Source organism: Psychromonas hadalis ATCC BAA-638, from assembly GCF_000420245.1.
Classification (GTDB): domain Bacteria; phylum Pseudomonadota; class Gammaproteobacteria; order Enterobacterales; family Psychromonadaceae; genus Psychromonas; species Psychromonas hadalis.
This window is the reverse complement of sequence record NZ_ATUO01000015.1, coordinates 11,356-37,714: the sequence shown is the minus strand read 5'-3', so window position 1 is coordinate 37,714 and position 26,359 is coordinate 11,356. Positions and strand designations below refer to the sequence as shown.

Annotated in this window: 20 protein-coding genes and 1 pseudogene; 10 read left to right on the top strand and 11 right to left on the bottom strand. The window is 40.6% G+C overall.

Annotated features, from left to right (window positions below):
• The 3 genes from G322_RS23225 to G322_RS0103505 all read right to left on the bottom strand — a co-directional run.
• Positions 1-237, bottom strand: a 237-nt coding sequence (locus G322_RS23225; protein WP_022940429.1) for a helix-turn-helix domain-containing protein, incomplete at its 3' end; no start/stop codon positions are given.
• 144 nt (positions 238-381) lie between these two features.
• Positions 382-573, bottom strand: a complete 192-nt coding sequence (locus tag G322_RS0103510; RefSeq protein WP_022940428.1) for a hypothetical protein — start codon at positions 571-573, stop codon at positions 382-384.
• 138 nt (positions 574-711) lie between these two features.
• On the bottom strand, positions 712-1,479 hold the full coding sequence (locus G322_RS0103505; protein ID WP_022940427.1) for a DeoR family transcriptional regulator: 768 nt from the start codon (positions 1,477-1,479) through the stop codon (positions 712-714).
• A gap of 240 nt (positions 1,480-1,719) precedes the next feature.
• Between G322_RS0103505 and G322_RS0103500 the strand changes: the two genes are divergently transcribed.
• From G322_RS0103500 to fbp, 6 genes and pseudogenes are all read left to right on the top strand, one after another.
• Positions 1,720-2,208, top strand: coding sequence for a PTS sugar transporter subunit IIA (locus G322_RS0103500; protein WP_022940426.1), 489 nt, complete (start codon positions 1,720-1,722; stop codon positions 2,206-2,208).
• A gap of 15 nt (positions 2,209-2,223) precedes the next feature.
• Positions 2,224-3,603: a PTS mannitol transporter subunit IIBC gene (locus G322_RS0103495; protein ID WP_022940425.1), complete on the top strand. Its 1,380-nt coding sequence runs from the start codon at positions 2,224-2,226 to the stop codon at positions 3,601-3,603.
• 98 nt (positions 3,604-3,701) lie between these two features.
• Complete coding sequence (ptsP, locus tag G322_RS0103490; RefSeq protein WP_022940424.1) at positions 3,702-6,332, top strand: phosphoenolpyruvate--protein phosphotransferase; 2,631 nt, start codon at positions 3,702-3,704, stop codon at positions 6,330-6,332.
• A 72-nt stretch (positions 6,333-6,404) separates the two neighbouring features.
• Positions 6,405-8,147, top strand: coding sequence for an alcohol dehydrogenase catalytic domain-containing protein (locus tag G322_RS0103485; protein WP_022940423.1), 1,743 nt, complete (start codon positions 6,405-6,407; stop codon positions 8,145-8,147).
• Entirely contained in the window at positions 8,144-9,061 is a 918-nt protein-coding gene (gene pfkB / locus G322_RS0103480) for a 1-phosphofructokinase (protein WP_022940422.1), read from the top strand. Before G322_RS0103485 ends, pfkB begins: the two co-directional genes overlap by 4 nt.
• A gap of 115 nt (positions 9,062-9,176) precedes the next feature.
• Positions 9,177-10,182, top strand: a pseudogene (gene fbp / locus G322_RS21620) (class 1 fructose-bisphosphatase).
• Between the two features lie 103 nt (positions 10,183-10,285).
• On the opposite strand, the gene pta reads toward fbp, so the two are convergent.
• Together pta and G322_RS0103465 are read right to left on the bottom strand one after the other, a co-directional pair.
• Positions 10,286-12,451 (bottom strand): phosphate acetyltransferase, encoded by a 2,166-nt coding sequence (pta, locus tag G322_RS0103470; RefSeq protein ID WP_022940421.1) that lies wholly within the window; start codon positions 12,449-12,451, stop codon positions 10,286-10,288.
• A gap of 80 nt (positions 12,452-12,531) precedes the next feature.
• Entirely contained in the window at positions 12,532-13,731 is a 1,200-nt protein-coding gene (locus G322_RS0103465) for an acetate kinase (protein ID WP_022940420.1), read from the bottom strand.
• A gap of 235 nt (positions 13,732-13,966) precedes the next feature.
• Here G322_RS0103465 and yfbV point away from each other — a divergent pair, with 235 nt between their 5' ends.
• Complete coding sequence (yfbV, locus tag G322_RS0103460; protein ID WP_022940419.1) at positions 13,967-14,416, top strand: terminus macrodomain insulation protein YfbV; 450 nt, start codon at positions 13,967-13,969, stop codon at positions 14,414-14,416.
• A gap of 98 nt (positions 14,417-14,514) precedes the next feature.
• Here the strand turns inward: yfbV and rlmA are convergent, their stop codons facing one another.
• The 4 genes from rlmA to focA all read right to left on the bottom strand — a co-directional run bounded on the left by rlmA (position 14,515) and on the right by focA (position 19,514).
• Positions 14,515-15,345 (bottom strand): 23S rRNA (guanine(745)-N(1))-methyltransferase, encoded by an 831-nt coding sequence (gene rlmA / locus G322_RS0103455; RefSeq protein WP_022940418.1) that lies wholly within the window; start codon positions 15,343-15,345, stop codon positions 14,515-14,517.
• A 77-nt stretch (positions 15,346-15,422) separates the two neighbouring features.
• On the bottom strand, positions 15,423-16,163 hold the full coding sequence (pflA, locus tag G322_RS0103450; protein WP_022940417.1) for a pyruvate formate lyase 1-activating protein: 741 nt from the start codon (positions 16,161-16,163) through the stop codon (positions 15,423-15,425).
• Positions 16,164-16,328: 165 nt separating this feature from the next.
• Entirely contained in the window at positions 16,329-18,614 is a 2,286-nt protein-coding gene (gene pflB, locus G322_RS0103445) for a formate C-acetyltransferase (protein WP_022940416.1), read from the bottom strand.
• 30 nt (positions 18,615-18,644) lie between these two features.
• On the bottom strand, positions 18,645-19,514 hold the full coding sequence (gene focA, locus G322_RS0103440; protein WP_022940415.1) for a formate transporter FocA: 870 nt from the start codon (positions 19,512-19,514) through the stop codon (positions 18,645-18,647).
• 370 nt (positions 19,515-19,884) lie between these two features.
• Between focA and G322_RS0103435 the strand changes: the two genes are divergently transcribed.
• Positions 19,885-20,385: a glycine cleavage system transcriptional repressor gene (locus G322_RS0103435; RefSeq protein WP_022940414.1), complete on the top strand. Its 501-nt coding sequence runs from the start codon at positions 19,885-19,887 to the stop codon at positions 20,383-20,385.
• A 233-nt stretch (positions 20,386-20,618) separates the two neighbouring features.
• Here G322_RS0103435 and G322_RS0103430 read toward each other — a convergent pair whose 3' ends face one another.
• On the bottom strand, positions 20,619-22,115 hold the full coding sequence (locus G322_RS0103430; RefSeq protein ID WP_022940413.1) for a DUF3360 family protein: 1,497 nt from the start codon (positions 22,113-22,115) through the stop codon (positions 20,619-20,621).
• A 314-nt stretch (positions 22,116-22,429) separates the two neighbouring features.
• Positions 22,430-22,948: a flavodoxin FldB gene (gene fldB, locus G322_RS0103425; RefSeq protein WP_022940412.1), complete on the bottom strand. Its 519-nt coding sequence runs from the start codon at positions 22,946-22,948 to the stop codon at positions 22,430-22,432.
• A 39-nt stretch (positions 22,949-22,987) separates the two neighbouring features.
• Here fldB and xerD point away from each other — a divergent pair, with 39 nt between their 5' ends.
• Both xerD and G322_RS0103415 read left to right on the top strand, forming a co-directional pair.
• On the top strand, positions 22,988-23,884 hold the full coding sequence (gene xerD, locus G322_RS0103420) for a site-specific tyrosine recombinase XerD (protein ID WP_022940411.1): 897 nt from the start codon (positions 22,988-22,990) through the stop codon (positions 23,882-23,884).
• Between the two features lie 433 nt (positions 23,885-24,317).
• A complete protein-coding gene (locus G322_RS0103415) occupies positions 24,318-26,339 on the top strand; it encodes a TonB-dependent receptor plug domain-containing protein (RefSeq protein WP_022940410.1) in 2,022 nt (673 codons plus the stop codon).
• Positions 26,340-26,359: the final 20 nt, after the last annotated feature.

Here is a 26,359-nt window from a genome sequence, read left to right as displayed (position 1 = left end):
AAGGTAGCCCTCAGAACCACCATTATCCGATGTTATTTTTTGACTGGTGACATAATCATTTAAATGTCGAGTAATACTTGTTTTGTGTTTTCGTAGCGCCTGAGATATTAACTCCTCAGACCAACCTTCAGCAGATAATAAAATCGCTTTTATTCTATCGCACTCGCGCTTATCCCTGCTCATTTTATGGCGAGATTCTAAAATCTTTTTTTGCTGATAGGATAATGATATTTGCATATAGACAGTTTGATCTTTTAAATTTAAATTTCAACTTAATTTTCCTAAATGAGAAGTCTTTTCAAAGATCATGGGTATAGACAGTTTGATCTTTTAAATTTAAATTTCAACTTAATTTTCCTAAATGAGAAGTCTTTTCAAAGATCATGGGTATAGATGTTTTAGGGCGCACTTCAGATTATGCACGGGTGCATGTTCAAATTGAGTGGCCGCATGTTGTAGATGCTCTGCAAAACCGAAATAAGCGCCTTTTTCTTGCCACTGTGTTTCCATTTTTGTGGCAACATCACCAAAAATATCGGTGTAATAGTCGATGATCAGTGCTTCTGTATTCATAGTTACCTTTTTGTGAATTATTGGCTGTAAGTTAAGTTAAATTAAGTTTGTTTTGATTGTGTTCCTATTCCGAATATGGAGGGATACATGATGGTTAAGTGTTGCTGGTGGCTGCTTCTTCGGCCACCAAGAAAGCTCTCAGACTAAGTACACTTGAATGTTTTTCGCAATCAGTAGATCTATAATGGTTGGATTGGCATTTTTACCTGTGATCACGATATCAATTTGATCTAAGGTAAATAATCCAACGCCACCAAATACACCGACTTTTTCTGATTCCACTAGCGCGACGACTTTATCTGCATATTGGAGCATTTTCTTCTCTTCCATAAAGGTTAATACCGCTGATTTGGTTAACCCTGCTTCCGTTAAACCATCGCCCCCAACAATTAAATATCGACCTTGGTAAGTTACATGTGGCTCTGGTGAAACCAGCATGTTTTGGCTTTTAATATATTGCCCACCTAATACTACTAAGTGAGGATAATCTTCGATAATCAGATAACTCAGTAAGGGTAAATAGTTGGAAAACACATGGATATTACTGCCCACTAAATATTTTCCCAAGAGAAAGGGGATTTGTCCTTCGCCCACAAAAATATTATCTCTGACCTCACACAGTTCAACGGCTTTTTGAGCAATCAGATCTGACTCTTCATAATTGCGGTAATCTGAAATGTTAGGATAAAATCCTGCCATGCCAATGGAAGGATCTGTACTTGGCGCGAGTATTTTCTCTGCGCCGTTACGAATTTTTTTTAATTTACCCTCTCCATCAAGGTCAATAATGTCACGCCTCACCGTCGCAGGAGAGCATTGCGCGATGTCAGTCAATTGCTGCACACTCGCAAATGAGTTCTCTTTTAAATACGCTATTATTTTATGCTGACGAGCCTTGGCAGTCATCTGAAAACCTATTATTAGAAAGAAGGAATTTGATTATAGTTGATTGGTTTTTGTAAAAAGTGACTGAAATCACATAACTTTTGATTGTATTTGATTGATTATGATTGTAGTTGCGCAGTTTGGCGTCTGGTTAACAACTGGATAACAACCTTTCACTATTTGACGTCATTTCCAATCAGTGCTTTTGACTAAAAATAATTGCCTCATATACTCAGTACATGTTTCACAGAGGTAACAAAAATGAATGAAAATCTGATCACCATAGACACCGTTATTTTGGATTTAGAGGCGGACTCAAGAGTTGATGCTTTGTATAGCATTTGCGCACAATTGTTCCTGCTTAGAAAAACCCAAGATCCAAGCGGTCTTTATGCAGATATCATTAAACGTGAGGATATAGTCAGTACTTTTGCGGGTCAACAGGTCGCAATTCCTCATGTTATTACACGTTCAATATCGGAACCCACGCTGAGTTTTGTACGTATTAAAAGCGAAGACTTTACTTGGGGGGGAGACGATCAAGATGTACGTATTATTTTTTTACTCTGCGTTCCTATGCAAGATGATTTACAAAAAATAAGGCAATCACAGTCTTATATTTTTTCATCAATAGCTCAATTAATGAGCGATACAGTAATCATGGATTTATGGCTAACCACAAGCGATCAGCAACAAATACTGAATAGTTTGCAAGCAGCCTTCCAGTCCAATTTTAGCGTAATTATATAATCAAGGAGATAGGTGATGCCTGCAATTAATTTGAAGGTTGGCGTACAGTCAATGGGTCGTTTTTTAAGTGGTATGGTGATGCCAAACATCGGGGCATTTATTGCTTGGGGTTTGATCACTGCATTGTTCATTCCAACGGGGTGGTTACCCAACGCAAGTTTAGCGGAACTTGTGGGTCCAATGATTAAATACCTTTTGCCCTTATTGATTGGTTATACCGGCGGTAAAATGGTCGGTGGTGAGCGTGGTGCAGTCGCGGGCGCTATCACTACGATGGGGGTGATTGTTGGGACTGAGATTCCGATGTTTATGGGGGCGATGATTGCAGGGCCGTTAGGTGGTATTGCGATTGCTAAATTCGACAACATGGTGCACGGTAAAATTAAACCCGGTTTTGAAATGCTGGTGAATAACTTTTCGCTGGGTATTATTGGCATGATCACTGCGCTACTTGCTTATGTCGTTGTTGGCCCTATTGTTTCTGTTGTTACTACTGCGTTAGGTGATGGGGTTGCTTGGATTGTAGAGCAATCATTATTACCACTTGTTTCTATTATTGTTGAACCTGCAAAAATTCTCTTTCTTAATAATGCCATCAACCATGGTGTCTTCACGCCACTTGGTGCTGAACAGTCAGCGGAAATTGGATCTTCAATTTATTACCTTATCGAAACAAACCCTGGGCCTGGTTTAGGCATCTTGCTTGCTTACATGTTCATGGGTAAAGGCGCTGCGCAAAAATCAGCATACGGTGCGTCAATTATTCACTTCTTTGGTGGCATCCACGAAATTTACTTTCCTTACATTTTGATGAAACCACGTTTAATTATTGCTGTCATTGCGGGTGGTATGGCAGGTGTGGCATTTAATATGGTGACAGGTAATGCGTTAGTTGGTCCACCATCGCCAGGCTCTGTGTTTGCACTGGTACTTATGTCAACGAGCGGCATGGGCATTTTATTAACATTAGGTTCAATTGCGGTTGCGACGACCACTTCATTTATCGTTGCGAGCATTATCATCCGCAATGATGCCTCTGAAACAGATGATCTGGCGGCTGCTTCTGCACTGGTTGATGCTAACAAAGCGGAGTCAAAAGGTCAGGTTCCTGTCATGGCGAATACAGTAGTGAAATCTATCGTGGTTGCTTGTGATGCGGGGATGGGCTCGTCGGCAATGGGCGCAACGGTCTTACGTGGAAAAATTGAAAAAGCCGGGTTAAATATTAATGTCACCAATGCTGCCATCAATGATTTGACTGATGCCGATATTGTTATTACGCAACAGGAGTTATCAGCACGTGCTAAATTAAAGCTACCCAGTGCACGCCATTTGAGCATTGGTAATTTTATGGATACCAAGTTTTATGATGACTTAGTTGATAGCCTAAGTTAACCGAAAAAGCAGGTAAAGGCGTTAATCGGTGCTCAAGTCAGCATCGATTTTTAGCCCTTATATTGAACATTCATATTTGACGAAATAAGTAGGTACCTATGTCATTTTTAAAAAAATTATTCAGTAATACAACAAGCAAAGCAAAGGCTGAAATACATTCTGAACCATTAGCATTAGTCCCTGAAACTGCGCCACAAAAAGTGGCCGTCATCGCGCCTAAAATGTTAACTGTTGAGCCACAGCAAATACACTTGCAACAGACCTTCAGCAGTAAAAGTGAAGTGCTTAATTTAATCGCGAAAAGTATGTCTGAGTTAGGTTTTGTGAGTGATAACTACCTTGATGCATTAACTGAAAGAGAAGAGAAAGTTAGCACCTATTTAATCAACGGTGTTGCTATTCCACATGGTGTTAACGCGGCTAAGTCATTGGTGATTAAAACGGGTGTGGTGATTGTGCAGATTCCTGCTGGTATTGTTTGGAATGCGCAGGGGGATATCGCTAAACTGGTTGTTGGTATCGCAGCTTCAGGTGATGATCACCTGTCATTATTGCAAAAACTCACTGCTGTGGTCATGGATGAAGATCTTTCTGAACGCTTAGCAAATACGTTAGATGCTAAGCAAATTATCGACGCCTTAGGTGCCGCGCCTGCTCAGCAAACGATGCTGAAGAAAGATTTTGCCATTACAGCCTCCGCAACAGTGGTTGATGAAGCGGGTATGCATGCACGGCCAGCAAGTCTACTTGCCGAGCAAGCTGCATTATATGAGAATACTGAAATACGCCTGCGTAATGATAAGCGCAGTGCTAATGCAAAATCGATGGCTGCACTATTAACGATGGGGGCGCAACAAGGAGACGCTATTGTTGTTTCTGCACAAGGCGTGCAAGCACAAATTGCAGTGGAATCATTAGCAGGGCTTATCAATGCGGGTTTAGATAACGATGATGCCAATGAAAATGCTAACTACAATCCTCTGGCAGGATTGCCCGCATTAGTCGCGCCAGTAGGCAACGCTGTTTTAAAAGGTCTGGCTGCTTCACCGGGGATTGCGCTGGCATCAAGCTATTTATTAAAAAAAATAAGCAGAGAAATAATACAAAAAGCTTCGGATGCTGATAAAGAACTGAACGCATTACAACATGCGCGCACAGAAGCAATATTACAAACAGATTTACTGCATCAAAAACTCTTAGAAAAAGCGCCCAATGAAGCGGCTATCTTGAAAGCTCAAAAACAGTTGATCAACGACGAAACTATCGTTGAAGAGAGCCATAGCTTCATCTCTCAAGGTAATAGCGCAGCATGGTCTTGGCAACAAGCGATTGAATCTCAAATTGCAGCATTATCAAGCGTGGAAGATGAGCGATTACGCGCACGTATTGCTGATTTAGCGGATGTGCGTGAACGAGTTATTAATGTTTTACAGCCATCGATAACAGAAATCATTTACCCAAAAAGTGATTTTATTTTATTGGCAAATGATCTTACTCCGTCACAAACCGCAGGGTTAGAAGGGTTACCGATTAAAGGCATTGCCACTGAGTTAGGCGGTCCAAATAGTCATATGGCGATATTAGCGCGCGCGTTAGGCATACCTGCTGTTGTCGGTATTGGCGCTGGGCAGTTAATGAGGATAGAGGATAATCAGCAAGTGATTGTTGATCCACAAGCTGCCACGGTCATTATCACACCAGATAAAGCCACACAAACACAAGCAACACAGTGCCTAAAAACATGGAAGGAGATGCGTGAACAAGAAGCATTACAGCAACATGATCCCGCTATCACGCTCGATGGACGTCGTATTGATGTTGTTTGTAATATTGCTAAACCACAAGATGTTTTCAGTATATTAGAGCATGGCGGCGAAGGTGCTGGTTTGTTGCGCACTGAGTTCCTTTTTGAAGCATCGACCCAAGAGCCCACTGTAGATGAGCAGATGCAAGCGTTAAAAACTATTTCTAGTGAGTTAGCAGGTCAGAAATTAGTGGTACGCACCGCAGATATTGGTGGCGATAAACCTGTTTCGTGGATGAACATGCCCCATGAAGACAACCCTTTTCTGGGTGTGCGAGGGGTGCGATTATCCTTTGAGCATGAAGAGATGTTTAAGCGTCAGTTAGAAGCTATCTATCGCACCGCTATTTGGCAACATCAAGAGATCGGTAAATGTGGTATTCATATCATGTTCCCAATGATTGCAAAAATGTCAGAGTGGCGCCGTGCACGTGATTTAGCAGAGTCTGTTCGTGTGCAATTCAATGCGCCCGTACTGCCACTGGGTATCATGATTGAAATTCCTTCGGCTGCCTTAATGGCGGATAACTTCGCCAAAGAGGTCGACTTTTTCTCTATTGGCTCTAATGACTTAACCCAATATACCTTAGCGATGGATAGATTAAATCCTAACTTATGTAATGAAGCTGATAGCTACCATCCGAGCCTATTACGTTTAATTGCAATGACAGTGAAAGCCGCTGATGAACATGGTAAATGGGTTGGGGTGTGCGGAAACATGGCCGCCGATCCTAACATTGCCTGTTTACTGGTGGGGTTAGGTGTACATGAACTTTCAGTTAGCCCTGCAGACGTGCCTGCTGTTAAAAATGTCATACGCAGTGTTTCATTTGAAAAATTGCAGAAAAAAGCACAAAAAGCACTGCAAATGTGTAGTTCAGAATCAGTGATGGCGATGTACAAAAAACATGATGATCTGCTTTAAACAAATTATTCAAAGACACATTAAAAATCTATTTTCAAAAACAATTTTAAACCTAATTAATGAGGTAACAGCATGACCACTCAATACCAAAAATACCAAGCTCTCAGTAACCCGATTCCAAGTCAGACAAGCACTTGGAACATGTATGGCGCTGGCGTTGAAAACATCGGTAAAGATAACAAACCTGAATTATTTCCCGTGCCAGAGCCAGCAGATAATCAGTTATTAGTGCGTGTTGATGCGGTAGGACTGTGTTTTTCTGATGTGAAGTTAATCAATCAAGGTAGCAAGCATCCTAAATTATATAATCGTGATTTGCGTAAAGAGCCTACCCGTTTAGGCCATGAAGCCACGCTCACCGTTATCCAAGTGGGTGATGAGTTAGGTGATGATTTTAAAGTAGGTGAACGTTATGCTGTACAACCCGATATTTACCAAAATGGTAAAAGCACCGCTTATGGTTATACCGTTCCGGGTGGGTTAACACAATATCACTTAGTGGGTCCTGAAGTACTGGAAACAGATGCAGGCTCTTGTTTGTTAAAAGTATCTGATAAATTAGGGTTTGCAGAATCTGCATTGTTGGAACCTTGGGGATGTGTATGGGCTTCTTATACACAACGTCGTCGCTTACAGCCAAAAGAACAAGGTATCATGTGGATTGTTGGTCAAGCAGATGACAACACTGATTACCAATTTAGCCAAGGGTTAACCTCGCCTGCTACGGTGATATTAACTAACGTTTCAGATGCATTAACGAAACTGGTGAAACAACAGGCTAAAAATGTGCTTATCCGTGATGATATTACCATGGAGAATTTAGCTGTCGCTAGCGAAGAGCTAACCGCGGGTATTGGTTTTGATGATATTGTGGTGCTTGACCCACGTTCAGCACAAGTAATCACCACGATTGCAAAATATGTCGCACGCCGCGGCACCATGAATATGGTCGGTCAGCAACCCCTTGATGGGTTAGTTGATGCGGATGTCGGTCGTCTACATTACGATTATGTCGCTTTTATTGGTAATAATGGCGCTGATATTACCGACTCTTACGGTGAAGCACGTAACCGTTGTGATTTACGCAAAGGTGGTTTTTCTGTTTTTGTTGGTGCGGGTGGGCCAATGGGGCAGATGCACGTACAACGTGCTATCGAGTTAAAAAATGGCCCGAGCCAAGTGATTGTGACTGATATTAACGATCAACGTTTAGCTGAAATTGAATCCCGTTTTGCAAGCTTAACGGCAAAAAACAATTGTGAACTCATCACTTATAATCCGATCAATAATTCAGTGAGTTTACCTGAATTTGTTCATGCTAAAAACAACGGACAGGGGGCTGATGATGTGGTTGTTTGTGTTCCTAATGCCGATATTATGGCGGAGGCATCTAGTTTTATGAAAGATGATGGCATGTTAGTCTGCTTTGCTGGCGTTCCTAACGGTACGCTCGCACCGGTTAACTTTAGCTCTATTTATTTAAACAATTCGCAATACACGGGGACTTCAGGGTTAACCATTGAAGATCAAACCGTGGTCATGGACAACACCGTAGCGGGCAATATTGCCCCCGCTATTTGCGTTGCAGCCATTGGGGGCATGAAGGTCGCAAAAGAGGGAATTGAAGCTATGATGGCAGCTCGTTTCCCCGGTAAAATATTAATTTTTCCACAGCTAGAAGATTTACCCTTATTAGGCTTAGATGAATTAGCAGAGAAACTGCCTACGGTCGCTAAAGCATTAGGAGAAGGGAATACTTGGAATATTGCTGCTGAGCATGCATTGTTTGAAGAATGTATAAAGGACACGTTATGATCTATACATTAACACTGAATCCCGCTGTTGATTTGGAGTTGAAAATTGAGCAATTTCAATTTGACAGTGTCTCGCGCGCATTGGGCTCGCGCATGGACTGTGGCGGCAAAGGTTTTAATGTTTCACGTATGCTACGGAATTTAAATGTCGATAGCACTGCAATGGGATTTGTTGGCGGTTATAGCGGACAACGCTTAAAAGCCACATTAACTAAGCAGGGTATTAATACACAGTTTACTGAAATTAGCGGTGAAACACGCACTAATATCTCGATTGTGGCGCAGGGTGAAGCACGACATATTAAAGTAAATGAAGCTGGGCCAGAAGTCTCAAAGGCTGAATTGGCAAGTTTAATGAAGTCTGTAAAACAGAATCTTAAAGCAGGTGATTGGTGGGTTTTAGGGGGGAGTTTGCCACCCGGTGTTGATAACCGTATTTATGCCGATCTGATTGCGCTCATTGAGGCTGCTGGTGCATTTGCCATTTTAGACTCAAGTGGTGAAGCATTGCGATTAGGCTGTTTAGCAAAACCTGCGTTAGCAAAACCTAATTTAGAGGAAGCACAGCAATTATTAGCACTGACTGATCGCCAGCTAGATGACGCAAGTGTTTGGTGTGCAGCACTACTTAATTCAGGCCCTAAAAATTTAGTGGTCTCTTTGGGGGCAGAAGGAGCCTTGCTGGTGACCGAGCAGGACTTTTCAAAAGTTGAAACGCCGATTATAAAAGAGGCTAATCCTATTGGTGCAGGCGACTCCATGGTCGCTGGTATTGTGTGGCGTTTGAGCTTAGGTGAGTCTTTGCAACAAGCCTTACCTTATGGGCTCGCTTGTGGCGCTGCAACAGCAAGTCGCAGTGGTACTGAACTTGGTTCGTTAGAGCAGGTTACTGAACTCATTAAGCAATGCAAATAAGTAATCTAAATAAGTAAATGGAACTAAGCCTGAGTAATTTCTTATTACTCAGGCCTCTTTATTCGACTCGAATACCCACAGATAAAAATGTAAATAGACTTTCCACAAGATAAGCATGATCACACTTGACGAATATATCATCTCTAAACAAAATCAATTTTCCGAAGCCACGGGTGAACTTACACAGCTACTGGGGGCGATTCAGTTAGCGACAAAAGTCGTCAACCGCGATATAAATAAAGCCGGTTTGGTTGATATTGTCGGCTCGACAGGGGTTGAAAATGTACAAGGTGAAATGCAACAAAAAATGGATTTGTATGCCAATGACACTTTCAAAGCCGCGCGGAGAAGTCTGTGGTATCGCATCAGAAGAGGAAGATGATATTATTGTCATCGACAGTGAACGTGGATGCAACAGTAAATATATCGTATTAATGGATCTGCTGGATGGCTCTTCAAATATTGATGTGAATGTCTCGGTTGGTACTATTTTTTCAATCTACAAACGTATTAGTCCTGTGGACACACCCGCGGTAATTTCTGATTTTTTACAAGCTGGCACTGAGCAAGTTGTCGCCGGTTATATCATTTATGGTTCATCAACCATGCTTGTTTATACAACGGGACATGGCGTACATGGCTTTACTTACGATCCTTCACTGGGCACCTTTTATCTTTCTCACGAAAATATGGTGGTGCCTGAAAATGGCCACACTTATTCCATTAACGAAGGTAATTATCTTAAATTTCCAGCAGGGATAAAAAAGTACCTGAAATTTTGCCAAGAGATAGATGAGCCGAACCAACGACCTTATACTTCACGTTATATCAGCTCATTAGTGTCTTATTTTCATCGTAACCTGATCACGGGGGGGATATACATCTACCCTTCTACCGCTTCTGCACCGAAAGGAAAGTTGCGTTTATTGTATGAGTGTAATCCGATGGCATTCTTGATTGAGCAAGCGGGGGGCATTGCAAGTGATGGCTTTAATCGTATTCTGGAGGTTAAACCGACTGAATTACACCAACGCATCGCCTTTTTCTGTGGCAGTAAAAATATGCTCAAGGAGGTACAAAACTTAATTGCTGAGTTTAGCGATGATGAACCTTTAAACTAAAGTTCGCTTTGATGCAGTGCAAGGCGCTATATTCATAACATTAAATATAAAAAAGCCCCGTTATGTTAACCATAACGGGGCTTTTTAGTTTAGAGAAAATAGCTTAGCTTTTTGCTGCTAACGCTTTCTCTGCTGCTTGTGTTGCTTGAATTGCCGTTAATGCGATAGTGTAAACGATATCGTCTACTAATGCACCACGAGACAAATCATTCACTGGTTTGCGCATACCTTGTAACATTGGACCGATACTGATCAGGTCTGCACTACGTTGTACCGCTTTGTAAGTGGTGTTACCGGTGTTTAAATCTGGGAAGATAAAGACCGTTGCCTGACCTGCAACTTTAGAGTTTGGCGCTTTACTCTTAGCAACATTTTCCATCACAGCCGCATCGTATTGTAGAGGGCCATCAATCAATAGATCTGGGCGACGTTGCTGGGCAATTTTAGTGGCTTCACGTACTTTTTCTACATCACTGCCTGCGCCTGAATCACCTGTTGAATAGCTGATCATTGCTACTTTCGGGTCGATACCAAAGGCGATAGCAGAGTCTGCTGATTGAATAGCGATATCTGCAAGTTGCTCAGCCGTTGGATCTGGGTTGATGGCACAATCTCCGTAAACCAATACTTGATCAGGTAATAACATAAAGAAGATAGATGAAACAAGGTTCGCACCCGGTGCTGTTTTAATTAATTGCAGCGCGGGGCGAATGGTGTTTGCTGTGGTGTGTATTGCACCAGAAACAAGACCGGCTACCTCTTCTTCTGCTAGCATCATCGTACCTAATACAACAGTATCTTGCAGCTGCTCGCGGGCAACTACCTCAGTTAAGCCTTTTGCTTTACGTAGCTCAACCATAGGTGCAACGTAGTTTTCAAGTACATCATTTGGATTGATGATTTCTACATCATCTGTTAATTCAATACCTTGCTGTGTTGCAATGCGATGGATCTCTTCTGGATCACCTAATAATACGGGTTTTGCGATACCACGTTGTGCACAGATAAGTGCCGCTTGAATAGTACGTGGCTCTTCACCCTCCGGTAAAACGATACGTTGGTTCGATTTACGTGCAAGCTCGGTTAAATGGTAACGGAATGCAGGTGGTGATAAACGACGTGTTAATAAAGAATCTTCAGTTAACGTATTTAACCAATGTTTGTCGATATGGCTGGCGATATACTCTTGTACTTTTTCGATACGTTCAACATCATCAATAGGAATTTCCATATTGAAATTTTGTAGGCGCTGTGCGGTTTGCCATGTATTACTCTTGATCAATAAAATGGGTAAACCTGATTCCATTGCACGACCACACAGTTTCATTACCTCTTCTTCAGGTGGGTAATCGCCGGTTAATAATAGACAGCCGATCTGCATACCGTTCATCACCGCTAAACAGGCCGCAATAATCACATCACTGCGATCGCCTGAAGTGACGAGCATTGATCCCGCTTTAAAATACTGCACCATGTTAGGAATGGTACGTGCACAGAACGTTACGCTGTGTAAACGACGGTGTTCGATATCACCTTCATTTAATATTTTTGCTTCTAAATGTATTGCCAAGTCTTTAACACGTGGCGCAATCAGATCCGCACTCCAAGGGATACAACCTAAGATAGGTAGCGGGCTTTTGCTGAACATCTGTAATACTTCAAGGTTGGTATGTGATCCACTGGTTGGAATATCAAACATCTCGCTCATATCAGGACGATTTTTATCTTTTTCATCCATTGGCGCGCCAACTTTATTAATAATACAGCCTGCGATGCGCTTATTCTTTTTACCACCAAAAGAGGCGATGGCAATTTCCATGCGCTCTTTCAGTTGTTGTGAAGAATCATTGCTTGGGTGTGTGACAAAAACCATCTCTGCACTTAATGCTTTAGCGATGCTGTAGTTTATCTCATTCGCAAATTGATGTTTGTCAGTAGGAACAAGTCCTTCAACAATGATCACATCACTGTTTTTTGTGCAACCTTGGAAACGCTCAACGATATTTTCTAGTAGTTCAGATGTATTGCCTGATGAGATAAGATTCTCTGCATATTTCATTGCAAAGGGCTCGGGGGGATTAATTGATGAACCATTACGCAGTGTTGCTGTTGAACGCTCTGGACCTATATCACCCAGGCGAGGCTGTGCGATAGGTTTAAAGAAATTAACGGCAACGCCTTGGCGTTCCATTGCGCGAACCATACCAAGACTAACAGAGGTAACACCAACGCCAGAGCCGATGGGAATGAGCATAATTGTGCGGGACATGACGATTCCTTTTAAATAAGGATGTAAAATAAGAAAGGAGAGTATTCGCTCTCCAAATTAAGATATTTATCTATTATAGATTAAGCTGAAACAAGTGCTGCAGCATCTTCTGCGATCACCCACTCTTCATTGGTTGGAATAACCATTGCGATAGGGGAGTTTTCTTGGGTGATAATACCCTGTTTGCCTAGTTTTGTTGCTTTGTTTTTTGCCTCATCAATTTGGTAACCAAAAATGGTTAATAGGTTAAGTACTTTTTCACGAACCAGATCGGAATTTTCACCGATTCCGCCAGTGAAAATAAGCGCATCAACACGTCCTAACGGCACTGTATAAGCTGCGATATATTTCGCTAAGCGATAACAAAACATATCGATAGCTAAGTTTGCGTTTTTATGACCTTCTGCTGCCGCGTTTGCGACATCACGGAAGTCACTTGAAATACCAGAGATACCCAACAGACCACTCTGTTTTTGTAACATATCCATGACGGTTTCAAGGGTGTAATCTTCACGCGTAATTAAATATTCAATGATACTCGGATCTAGATCGCCACAACGTGTACCCATTACTATTCCTGCAAGTGGTGTCATGCCCATACTGGTATCAACCGATTTTCCACCTTTCACCGCTGTTATTGAGCCACCATTACCAAGGTGAGCAGTAATGACATTGGTCTCTGCAAGTGGTTTGTTAAGTGCTTTAGCTGCTTCTCGGCTGACAAATAGGTGGCTTGTACCATGCATTCCATAACGACGAATCCCTTTTTCTTTATAGAGGTGACTTGGAAGTGCGTACATAAATGCTTTTTCAGGCATGGTTTGATGAAATGCAGTATCAAAAACAACAACCTGAGGAAGTGTTGAAAAAGCCTCTTGTGCAGCCTTAATGCCTAAAATAGCCGCTGGGTTATGTAGTGGTGCGAGTGATGAACATTGTTTTAATTCAGCAAGAACTTGTTTGTCAACAATTACTGACTGTGTAAAATGTTCGCCACCATGAACAATGCGATGACCTACAGCAATTAATTGTTCTGCTAAACCGACCTCTTTTTTGATAATCTCTTCTACAATATAAGTGATAGCTTCTGAGTGAGCGCTATTAGCGGGTAGATGAATGGCGTCTTTTTTTCCTGAAACATTCCATTTGATGCGTGCATCAGGAAGATTAAAGCATTCAGCAAGACCACTGATCACTTCGTCACCATTATTGGCGTTGATAACAGCAAATTTAAGAGATGAACTACCGCAGTTAAGGACAAGAACTAATTTATTGCTCATGGAATATTCCAGTAATAGAGAGTTGAAGATTTAACACACCAAACTAGGCGGTTACAGATGAAGTGATAGTATGACACTGATCACATTTTATTTTTCAAAGTTTACGCTTCTGTAATAAAATTACAAAGTAGATTTAGGGAAAAACTATTTAAAATCAATTTTTCCATTAACTATTTAAGCTTTCGCTGTTTGTGGTAATCTTTGTTAAGATTAGATGGCATTTTAGGAGGTTATTTTGAATCTATTTTTTGATGTAGTTAGACAGGGCGACCTTTATCTAAAAAATTGGCCCAAGCAAAAAACCTTAAATTGTCTTTTTGTTGATAGTAAGGTGGCTTTTTATACACGCCTATCAATCAAGGTAATTCCCGCTTTTATCATGTTAATCATTAGCTTGAATATGTTTTTTCCCGCGATGTTAGATTGGCCCGCTACTGCTACCTTAGTGTTGTTTTTGATGGGATTACCTGTGCAAGGGTTGTATTGGTTAGGTAAGCGTTCAGCAACTTTTTTACCAAATCAGTTGTTACCTTGGTATGCCGCCATTGAAAAAACCTTAAATAATCAGTCTACAAAAGAGCGGGTGATGGCACAGCGTCCACGTTATTTAGATTTAGCATTGTTGCTTAAAAACGCATTTAAGCGTGGTGGTGATAATTTCTTACAGAATAATGAATTGATTTAGGATTGGCTTCAATATTACTTGCGATTTTGTTTTTAAAATAGCCAGTCCCCTAAGGCTTTTTGGAAACAATTTATAGCAAGTTATTTTGTAACGATCCCTTAGCTTTCTGCCGACCGTTTTTTATAAACCTCAATATTAAAATCACACTCAATTCTCCACTGTTTTTCATCGAGCAAGCTTTGCATCTTCTGCTCATTAAACTTCCATGCAAACGGGGTCATCCGGATCAGATCTTTTAAGATCTGTGCCTCGTTTATCGCTAATGGATAGTTGAGGTTTATCTGCTCTATCTTGCTAAAACCTGCTGGCGCTTCATTTTCACTAAGATGTGCATTAACCTGCTCATAAATTTTTTCACGCAACTCGAAAAGGTGACGTGGGGCAGGGGTGACGGTAATAAGGTAACCATCTTGTTTAATCAGTCGTTGCAGTTCACTGTCCAATGATGGTGCATAGATACGGATTAGTGCATCGAGGCTGTTATCTTTAAGTGGGACATCGTAAGCACTGGCAACACAAAAGTTTATTTTTTTGTAACGTTTGGAAGCGTAACGGACGGCTACTTTGGAGATATCTAAGGCGTTGATGATCGTTGAATTAGGCAGACTGTTTGCCAAATAATCAGTGTAGTAACCCTCTCCGCAACCTAAATCTAGCAGTGTCGCTTTACTTTTATTTTTAAGTAAGTCACCCACAAGGGTTGCTAGCTTTTCAGCTAACGGCAGATAACTCCCACTGTTTAAAAAAGCACGGCGCGCCATCATCATCTCTTTGTTATCACCGGGATTTTTAGAATTTTTTGCATTCACGGGTAACAGGTTGAGATAACCCTCTTTGGCGATATCGAAGTGGTGGTTATTTTCACAAATTTGGGTGTTATTAATCTGTGAAAAAGTGCTTTGGCAAAGTGGGCAGATAAATGGGGTCATGGAGACTCGTTAGTTTTGTGTTTTATCTTTTATTAAAAAACAGAGCAGGACTGAAGTCCTGTTCCCGTATAAAATTATTAATAAAGGACGTCATCGTTATATTGTAGAAGAATGTTTTTTAGCTCTTCCATGGTCTCACGTGGTGGTGGGTTAACACCGTCTAGCGGGTAAATTTCACCCATCGCCGTCCACTTATGCTTGCCAAGTTCATGGTAAGGTAACATCTCTATTTTTTCGATATTTTTCATTGGGGCGATAAAGCGACCTAATGCATGTACATCTTCAATACTGTCGGTATAACCTGGGAGAACCACATAACGTAGGTAAACAGGTTGATTCTGATCGGCTAAATACTTTGCAAAGTCAAGGGTGTATTTATTACTGACATGGGTCAAGTCGATATGTTTTTTATTATCCATCTGCTTGATATCGAGTAAGACTAAATCAGTCACATTAAGCACTGATTTTGTGGTGTCATCAATACGACGTACAAAACCGTTGGTATCAAGGCAAGTATGAATGCCCTCTAAACGACACGCTTCAAACATCGCGCGTACAAATTCAGGTTGTAACATTGCTTCGCCACCTGAGATGGTAATGCCACCACCAGATGCCTCTATAAAATGGCGATATTGCAACATTTCAGTCATCAGTTCATCGACCGTCATATCTTTACCACCATCGAGATCCCACGTATCGCGGTTATGGCAATATTTACAGCGCATTAAACAGCCCTGTAAAAAGATGATAAAACGAATACCTGGGCCATCAACGGTGCCACAAGTTTCGATAGAATGAATATGTCCAATAACTGACATTGGTAACTCCTAAAAATAATTATGTAATCGCTGCGCAGTGACTCTTAAATAATTATTCTTCATATAAAAAGAAAGGTTTCACCCTTGCGGATGAAACCTTTTTTAGTATAACAGGGTAAGTTTAAAGTTAACCTGTTTATCTATGCTTTTTTATCAAAATACTCTTTACATGCTTGCTGTAAAAGTGCGTGAAATTACGTCGTTTTGTTGCTCTTTTGTCAACGAGTTAAAACGTACTGCGTAACCTGATACACGAATAGTTAACTGCGGGTATTTCTCAGGATTTTCCATCGCATCAACGAGCATTTCACGGTTCATCACGTTTACGTTTAAGTGTTGACCACCCTCAATTTCAGGTGTGTGCTTAAAGTAACCGTCCATTAGACCTGCAAGGTTTGAACGTCGTGAATCATCTGTTTTACCCAGTGCATTTGGCACGATAGAGAAAGTATACGAGATACCATCTTGTGCATAAGCAAACGGCAGTTTAGAAACCGATGTTAATGATGCAACAGCCCCTTTCTCATCACGTCCGTGCATTGGGTTTGCGCCCGGTGCAAAAGGTGCGCCAGCAGGGCGACCATCAGGTGTAGTCCCTGTTTTCTTACCGTATACAACATTTGATGTAATAGTAAGAATAGACTGTGTAGCACGTGCATTACGGTACATTTTACGTGCTTGAATTTTCTTCATGAAGCTTTCAACAAGATCACAAGCGATATCATCAACACGAGATTCATTATTACCAAATTTAGGGTAATCACCCGAGATATCAAAATCAATTGCGATACCATTTTCATCACGGATTGGTTTAACGGTGCCGTATTTGATGGCAGAAAGTGAATCCGCTGCAATTGAAAGACCTGCGATACCACATGCCATAGTACGTTCAACGTCACGGTCGTGTAGTGCCATGAGTGATGCTTCGTAGCTGTATTTATCATGCATATAATGAATACAGTTAAGTGCTGTCACATATTGGTCAGCAAGCCATTCCATGAAGTGATCAAGGTTAGTGTAAACTTCATCAAAATCTAATACTTCAGATGTGATTGCTGGGATAGTCGTCGGGCCAACTTGTACTTTCGACTTCTCATCAACACCGCCGTTAATTGCGTACAGAAGCGTCTTCGCTAAGTTGGCACGTGCGCCGAAGAATTGCATCTGTTTGCCAACAATCATGGGTGATACACAACAAGCGATAGCATAGTCATCGTTGTCGAAATCGTTACGCATTAGATCATCATTTTCATATTGAATAGATGAAGTATCGATAGATACTTTTGCACAATATTTTTTGAAGTTGATTGGAAGCTCTTCAGACCATAAAACAGTGATGTTTGGCTCTGGAGAAGGACCCATAGTGTATTGTGTGTGTAGGAAACGGAAACTGTTTTTAGTGACCAGAGTACGACCATCAACACCCATACCACCGATAGATTCTGTTGCCCAAATAGGGTCACCAGAGAATAGATCATCATATTCAGGTGTACGTAGGAAACGCACCATACGTAGTTTCATTACCAAGTGATCGATAAGCTCTTGTGCTTGTTGCTCAGTGATTTTCCCATCTTGGATATCTTTTTCTAGGTAGATATCAAGGAAAGTCGCCGTACGACCAAATGACATTGCAGCGCCATTTTGAGATTTGATTGCCGCTAGGTAACCAAAGTAAGTCCACTGAATCGCTTCTTGTGCAGAGGTTGCAGGGCCTGAAATGTCAGAGCCATATTTAGCAGCCATTACTTTCATTTGACCTAAAGCACGATATTGCTCGAAGATCTCTTCGCGCAATTTCATGGTATCTTCAAGCGTTTCACCAGCAACAAGATCTTTCTCTAAGCTTCTGTGTTGCTTAGATTTTTCAGTCATTAGGTAATCGATTCCGTACAGTGCAACACGACGGTAATCACCAATAATACGACCACGACCGTAAGCATCTGGTAAACCCGTTAATATACCTGATTTACGACATTTAAGAATGTCGCCTGTATACACATCAAAAACACCTTGGTTATGCGTTTTACGGTGATCTGAATACATAGTGCGGATACCCGCATCAAGCTCTTTACCGTAAACTTTACAAGAACCATCAATCATACGAATACCGCCATTAGGGATAATCGCACGTTTTAGTGGTTTTTCAGTTTGTAGACCAACAATCGTTTCTAAATCTTTATTGATATAACCAGCGTCATGCGCTGTGATCGTAGAGATAACGTCTGTATCGAAATCAACAGGTGCATGGGTAGCATTTTCCTGTTTGATGCCAACCATTACATTTTCCCAAAGCTCATCCGTTGCTTTAGTCGCACCTGCAAGGAAACTTTCGTCGCCATCAAAAGGTGTGTAGTTTTTTTGGATGAAGTCACGAACATTAACCTCAGTTTTCCAAGTATCACCAGCAAAACCGTTCCATGCTGATGCAAAGTCTTCGTTAAGTTTAGTCATAAAGATTTACCTTTATAGTTAGATTAAAAGTTAAGATTTTTTATTGATTTTTTGCAGGGGACGAAGATAGATCATCCAGTGCATCAAACCAACGATAACGCCACCACCGATAATATTACCGATAGTCACGGGTATTAAATTGTTAATAATAAAGTTACTACTATTTAGATATGAAAACTCACGGGCAGAGTGACCTATTACAGTCCAAAACTCAGCAGGCGCAAAGTGTTGAATCATAATGCCTGTTGGTACCATAAACATGTTTGCGATACAGTGTTCAAAACCTGAAGAGACAAACATAGCAACTGGCAGTAAAACTGCAAACATTTTATCAGTGACACTACGTGCGCCAAAAGCCATCCAAATAGCCAAACAAACCATAATATTACATAAAATGCCTAGCGTAACGGCTTCAGTAAAAGAATGGTGTAGTTTATGTTCTGCAATGTTTAATGCGTTGAGCCCCCATTGGCCATTATCACCCATATACATGCTCGCAAAAAACACTAAAAACACCAAAAAAGTGGCGCCTACATAGTTACCCAAATAGACAATAGCCCAGTTTTTTAACATCTGTGCGGTAGTAATTTTATGGCTTGCTTTAGCAATAAGGGTAAGGGTACTACTGGTGAAGAGTTCACCTCCGACAACAACAACTAATAAGAGTCCGAGACTAAATGCCAGACCGCCAATAAAGTTTTTGATGCCCCAAGGGAGATCGTTTGCACCTGTGGTGACGGTAATATAGAAGACAAATGCAAGGCTAATAAACATACCCGCGGTAATGGCGAGGTAAAAAGCAGACAGAAACGCTTTGGTTGCTTTACTGTAAGCAATCTCATCCGCTTTTTCTGTGATTTGATGAGGTAATAACTCATCAATCTTATTTTCTGCTTTCATGTTTTTATCCCTACTTTTGCTACAAAATTAGTCTAACAAATGATTCTGCAATAAAGTTGATCCAAATCAAAATTGCCAGTTTAGTTGTAATTTTATTACAGTTTAATAGGAATATTCCATGATAAGTGACGGAAATGTTAAATTCCCTACCTTAATCCGCCCAAAATGTAGCTAATTTTCTTAATTGTGTGATCTGTTAACATTGCTTTGTCGCTGAAATACAGCCGTACAGTGATTGCACTCATGTTCTCTATTGTACAATTAATGAGCCTTATTTCAGTAGTGGTTTATAATTAGATTAGATGTATAGTCAAAGTAGAAGTTTCTTTTTATAACAATATGATAGCTGTATTTTTTGGGGAGTAAGTCTATGAATGTTCAAGTAATGGTCACAGTAAGTGGCTCTAATCAAGCGGATCTGATTAGAGTATTATCCGATAAGACGCATGCGTTAGGCGGAAAATGGTTAAACAGTAAAATTAGCCATATTGATAGTTATGTTGCAGGGCTTATCAAAATAGAGATTGATGCTGATAACGTTGAAAAACTAACGGCTGAATTTAAGGCATTAGATATTAATGTTGAAGCGGTTAATTTAGGCCGTGTCACCCATGAAAAATCAACCCCCCTTGATCTTTGTATCGATGGTAAAGACAGACCCGGCCTTGTTCGCCATATTACTCAAGTGCTCAGTGACAATAGCATTATTGTTGAAAATATGGAGTGTAACCGTTTAGGTGTTCCTGCGATTGGTGGCACACTGTTTACCAGCCACTTCAAAATAGTGGTGGATGAGCAGTTTGATAAAGCAGGTTTGGTTGCATCGTTACAAGATATTGCAGAAGATCTGATTATTGATTTAAGTGCATAAAAATGGACGTAAAACGTTAGTTTTACCTTTATTAGCGTAATTAAAGAGAGTTAAAAGCGATTAACCACGAAGGCACGAAGAAGAACGTTTCTTTGTGTCGTACAACAATTTGGTAGTGATGATTTTATATTTTGATGTACTTTATTTTAAATAAAGCTGAACCCGTTTCTTATAACAAAAAAGGCGAAGAGATAACTCTTCGCCTTTTTAATGTCTGTGTTTCTATTTAGTATTTATAGAAACGCGGGGATACCATATTTCGATTCAAACATACCCACCGCAAGCATTGCGATTAGACAGATAACTAATACGCCACCCGGGATAACAATCTTATCGATAAACGACAGTTTCTTAGCGCGCTCTTTATCGCCAATTAAACCGTTATTATCAAGCATCATGGTTAATGCCCAAGCCAATACTGGGTTAAATACCGCGGCAGCGAAGATACAAATACCAGCTGATTGAGAATCTTTAGTATTTTTAATCATCTGCATACCCGCTTCAAGTAGTGGTAAGAATACACCGACTAACAAAGCAATACGCATCACGGGAGGCCAAACTGCAACATCCATCGGGAAACCCAAAATTGCAATAATGATACACAGTGAACCAAGCAGAATTGAACCTGCTGGAATAGGGCGTTTTGCGATAGCAGCGGGGATCATGTACGTACCCCAAGAAGAGGTAATGTTACCACCACCCACTGCAGTGCCGACGATTTGACGGATAGAACAGGTGGTCATTGTATCATCAACATCCATTAATACTTTTTCGGTATTTCTAGGGTAGTTAAGTTCTTGGAAGATACGGTGACCTAAGAAATCGGGTGACCACATCGCAACGGCTAAAATAGCAAAAGGCAGTGACGCAATGAAATGCTCAAGGTTTGGTAGCCCTAACATCCACCCCTCAGTGGTGCTTCCCCACCAGTAAACAGGGTTCAGATTTGGCAGACCCATTTCGGTAGTAAATTGCAGATCAAAACCTGCACCAAAGGCGAGTGCAATCAATAAACCTGTAATGGCACAAGCGGGGATTGCTAACCAACGTTTGCCGACTTTTGCAAGGAATGCATATAAAATGACATTAACCGCTAATACGATTAACCCTACGTGACCCATATCAATACTTTTTGACCAGTCTTGAATGTATCCAATTTGGCTGAATGCCCCGGTAAAACCAAGGAATACCAATAAGCCGCCTGCAACCCCTTCACTGGTTAAATTAACCAATTTAGAACCACCTTTAAAGTAACTAAGCAGTAAACCAAATACACCTAACAACAATGCTAATGCAAGAGGGTGAGCGCCGGCTAATGCGATAGCACCAATTAATGGAATCATTGGGCCGTGGTTACCGGCAAGATTGGCACGTGGATTTAAGAGGCCTGAGGCAATAATACAGAACAGCAGCGCTGGGATAAGCATCTCAACACGTGCAACTTCAATGGCAAACTCTTTGCCTAAGGTAATGTGTGGCCAAGCCTCCGTTAACCCTTCTGCCCAAGACATCATTACCGCTGAGTACATGGCGATAATACCGATAGTACCTGCGATTGCTGGCACTAAATCTTCCCATTCAAAGTTAAAATCACGACCAGGCAGATTTAAAGCCCAACGACGTGGTTTCATAATTTGTAGTTCATAATCTAAATAGTCTGAGCGAGTTTCAAATTCACTGGCTGGTTTATGCAGCTCGCGATAACTCTTATTTTCTATATCATCCGACATGATGAGGTGTACTCCGTGAGTAATTTAAAGTTAACTTAATTTTAATAAATAGTATTCATGAATAAAAAGCATCATTCATGAAGACTATTAATAAAGGGTGCTAGCTTAACGAAAGCGTTAAATGGGCGGTTGATCTGGATCAGAATAGTAACGATGCTGTAATTAAATAACTAAGTGGTAATTTTATAAGTGTGATCAATGAGATGAAAAACAGAGGTAAAACGCACCAAAAGGTTAAAATTCGTGCGGTAAAGTTAGAATTTAAACAAACATGTTATTTGCCTAATGTTACAAATTAACGCAAATGATCAAAATTAGATCTGTGTTTGTATCTCTTCTAAAATTTGCAAACACCACTGCTCAATACGTTCATCGCTTAGCTCATATTGTGAATCTTCATCAATGGCTAATCCGTAAAAATATTGTTTGTCTGCTGTTAGTGCTTTTGAGGCGCTGAATTGGTAACCCTCAATAGGCCACTGGCCAATAAATTTGGGAGATTGCACCTCTAATTCATCGTGCAACATGCCTACTGCATCAATAAACCATTCGCCATACCCTTCTTGATCACCCAAACCAAAAATGGCGACAATTTTATTGGTGACACTTAAACCACAGACTTCATGCCACAGTGCGCCCCAATCTTCTTGTAGCTCACCGTAATCCCACGTAGAGATGCCAAAAATAAGCACATCATAATCACTTGTTTTACTTAAACCGACCTCTTTTATGTTATAAATATCAATGAGATCTTCACCAATAAAAGCTTGAATTTTTTCCGCCATAATTTCTGTATAGCAAGTACTAGATCCATAAAATAAACCAATTTTCATTTTGATAAGCCTTAATAAACAAAGAGTAGAGAGAGTGTAATGGAAGCATTAACGATTGACCAATTTTTAGATTCATTGTGGTTAGAGCGAGGACTTTCGCAAAACACACTTGTCTCCTATCGCTTTGATCTTTGTTTGGTTGAAAATTTTTTGATGGGCAGAAATAAACCCCTTGCTGATGCAACTTATTCGGATTTAAGTGACTATTTTAGTTTTCGTTTAAATTGCGATATAGAGTATAAAAACAGTTCAACGGCGCGTTTAATGAGTGCATTGCGCCGCTATTATCAGTTTTTATGTCGAGAAAAACTGCGTGAAGACGATCCGAGCGCCAAGCTACAAAGCCCCAAAACCATTAAACCATTGCCTAAATCACTTTCTGAATCAGAAGTAGATGCACTACTTTCTGCGCCAGACTTAACCGATACAGTGCAGTTTCGTGATAAAGCGATGTTGGAATTGCTCTATGCGACAGGGTTGCGTGTTTCAGAGTTAACAGGACTTTCGATGGATGAGATAAATCTACAACAAGGGGTGGTACGTGTTACGGGGAAAGGCGGAAAAACCCGTTTAGTCCCCATGGGGGAGGAGGCAAACTATTGGTTAGATCGCTATATAAATGAAATACGCAGTGAATTATTAAAAGGGCAAAGCAGTGATGTGTTATTCCCGAGTCGCCGTGGCACTGCAATGGTGAGGCAAACTTTTTGGCATCGTATAAAGTTTTACGCGCAGGTTTGTGGTATTGATAAAAGCCTTATTTCACCACACGTTTTACGTCATGCCTTTGCCACTCATCTACTTAATTATGGGGCTGATCTGCGTGTGGTGCAGATGTTACTCGGACATAGTGATCTTTCTACCACACAAATATATACCCATATTGCCCAAGATCGTTTGAAAGATCTGCATGCAGAACATCATCCGAGATCATAGTGGTCTTTCTACCACACAAATATATACCCATATTGCCCAAGATCGTTTGAAAGATCTGCATGCCGAGCATCATCCACGATCTTTCCAATAAAATATTTATCACTGCTTACCCTATAAAAAGAACAAACTATTAAAGTAAATCATTATCACGGTAGAGGTGGTAATGAGCTTTTTATATTGAATTTACCTGCCAATATTTAACATTATTTTATTTCTTTTTATATTTAAATATCATGTTTAGCCACCAAATCATAAATTACCATCCACTCCAAAGTAATATTAATAATATATTTCAATGGGTTATGTTTTTTATTTAGTGAACTCAGCGAATGGCTCTTAATTAACTTACTTCATTACCCTATTTCTTATTGTAATTGATAATCATTTCTATTATCATCTGCGCGATTTTACATTATAGAAATAGGGCTAAGTGATGGCGAGTGGACACTTCTTAAAACAACATTACCGAAGAAATTTGTTATTGCTAGGCATACTTGTCGCAATAAGTTTGCCGTTACTTGCTGAGAGTGAAACAGAAGAGACGCTGGTCATAACAGGCACCAAAACAGAGCGTCGCTTAGTAGATAGCCCTGTGCGCATTGAAGTTGTTACAGCCCAAGAGCTAAAAAATAGCCATGCACGCGATCTCGCTGAAGCATTACAAAATGTCCCGGGTGTGGTGTTAAAACCGATTCATGGAAAAAGCGGTCAAGAGGTTTGGTTACAAGGGTTTGATGCTGATCGTGTTTTGGTATTAATTGATGGAAAACCTGTCTCTGCTTCTACGGGAGCAAGTGTCGATCTTAGTCAAATCGCGGTGGCCGATGTGGCGCATATTGAAATAGTAAAAGGCTCCGTTTCTGCTTTGTATGGCAGCTCCGCGATGGGTGGGGTGATCAACGTGATCACCAAGCGCGCTAAAATAGGTACATCTTATAAGGTAACCCTCGATTCTGGCACGCATGGTGAGCAAAACGTCGGTGATAGTCCATTTAATAATAGCCATGCTAACTTTTTTATTAGTCACAACAGTGGTCGTTGGTTTGGTCAGTTAATGGCGGATCTGCGTTATAAACAAGGCACAGATTTAGACAATTCGACATGGGCTTTTGAGGGGGATGCAGGTACTAAAAGCAATCTTTCTGCACAGTTAGGTTATCGTTTTGCAACAGGCGCTGAGCTGATGATTGCACCGAGTTATTATCATGAAGATATTAATAAAAACTTTAGCAGTTATGTGCCGGGTATTGGTGAGGTAAAAAAAGAGAAGCTGGAAGAGGCGAAGCGTAAAAGTATCAGCATTAGCTTTGATACACCGCTGTTTGAGAAAGGGGAACTTTCTGCTTGGTATATGTTTGAAAACTTCACTGATAGTACCGATCAAGATATATTATCGACCGGTTACATTGATCAAAGTCGTTTAGGTGAGAGTCAGTTTAATAAAGGCGAAGTACAGTTTGATCATCCATTAGGTGATAATCAGTTGCTTACCTTTGGTATTGTTGGCCTGCAAAATAGTTTATCGCAAACACAAGCTAAAAGAACGGCTGATGAGGTGGTGATTGTTGATGAGATGCAGGGTGAGAAAACGCGCTCAAGTGTTGAGTTTTATGCACAAAACGATATTTTCATTGGTGATGAGTTAGAGCTACTACCGGGTATTCGTTATCAGAATGACAGTGATTTTGGCTCTCATATTGCACCGAAAATAAATTTGATGTACTCCCCTAATTGGCTTGATCAACAGATGAAATTTCGTGTTGGTATCGGCAGTGGTTACCGTGTACCCACCTTAAAAGAGCGTCACTATATTTTTGATCATAGCGCGTTAGGCTATATGGTAATAGGCAACCCAGATCTTACCCCTGAAACGTCAACAAGCTTACAAGTGGGCGCAGAATACAATTACAACGACAACTTTCATGCCGATATAAATTTCTTCTATAACGACATTAAAAATCTCATTAGCACCGAGTTGGATGAACAAGACTCCAATGCAACTGGGTTAAGTATTTATAAATATAGCAATATTGGTAAAGCACGTACCCAAGGGATAGATATCACTTCCGGGTACGCGTTTACGGAGTCTTTATCATCAAATATCTCTTACACCTATCTTGATGCCATTAATTTAGAAATTGATAAGCAGCTGACACAGCGTCCAAGACATCAAGCTAAATTCAAAGTGAACTATCAAGTTCAACCTATCAATACCCTTTTTTCATTGTATGGAAATTATCAAAGTGAGCAATTTGTGGATGCAGATAACAATATCATTTCACCTGCTTATTCGACCTTTGATTTTAAAATAAACACCGATATTAGCAATAGCTTAACCCTGTTTATGGGTATTGATAACTTAATGGGAACCACGCGTGATGTGCCTTTAACGGGTGATGATTTTAGACCTGAAAGTGGCCGTTTCATCTACTTAGGTGTGCGTTTTACTGGCTGACCTCTTTTAACTTGCTTTTG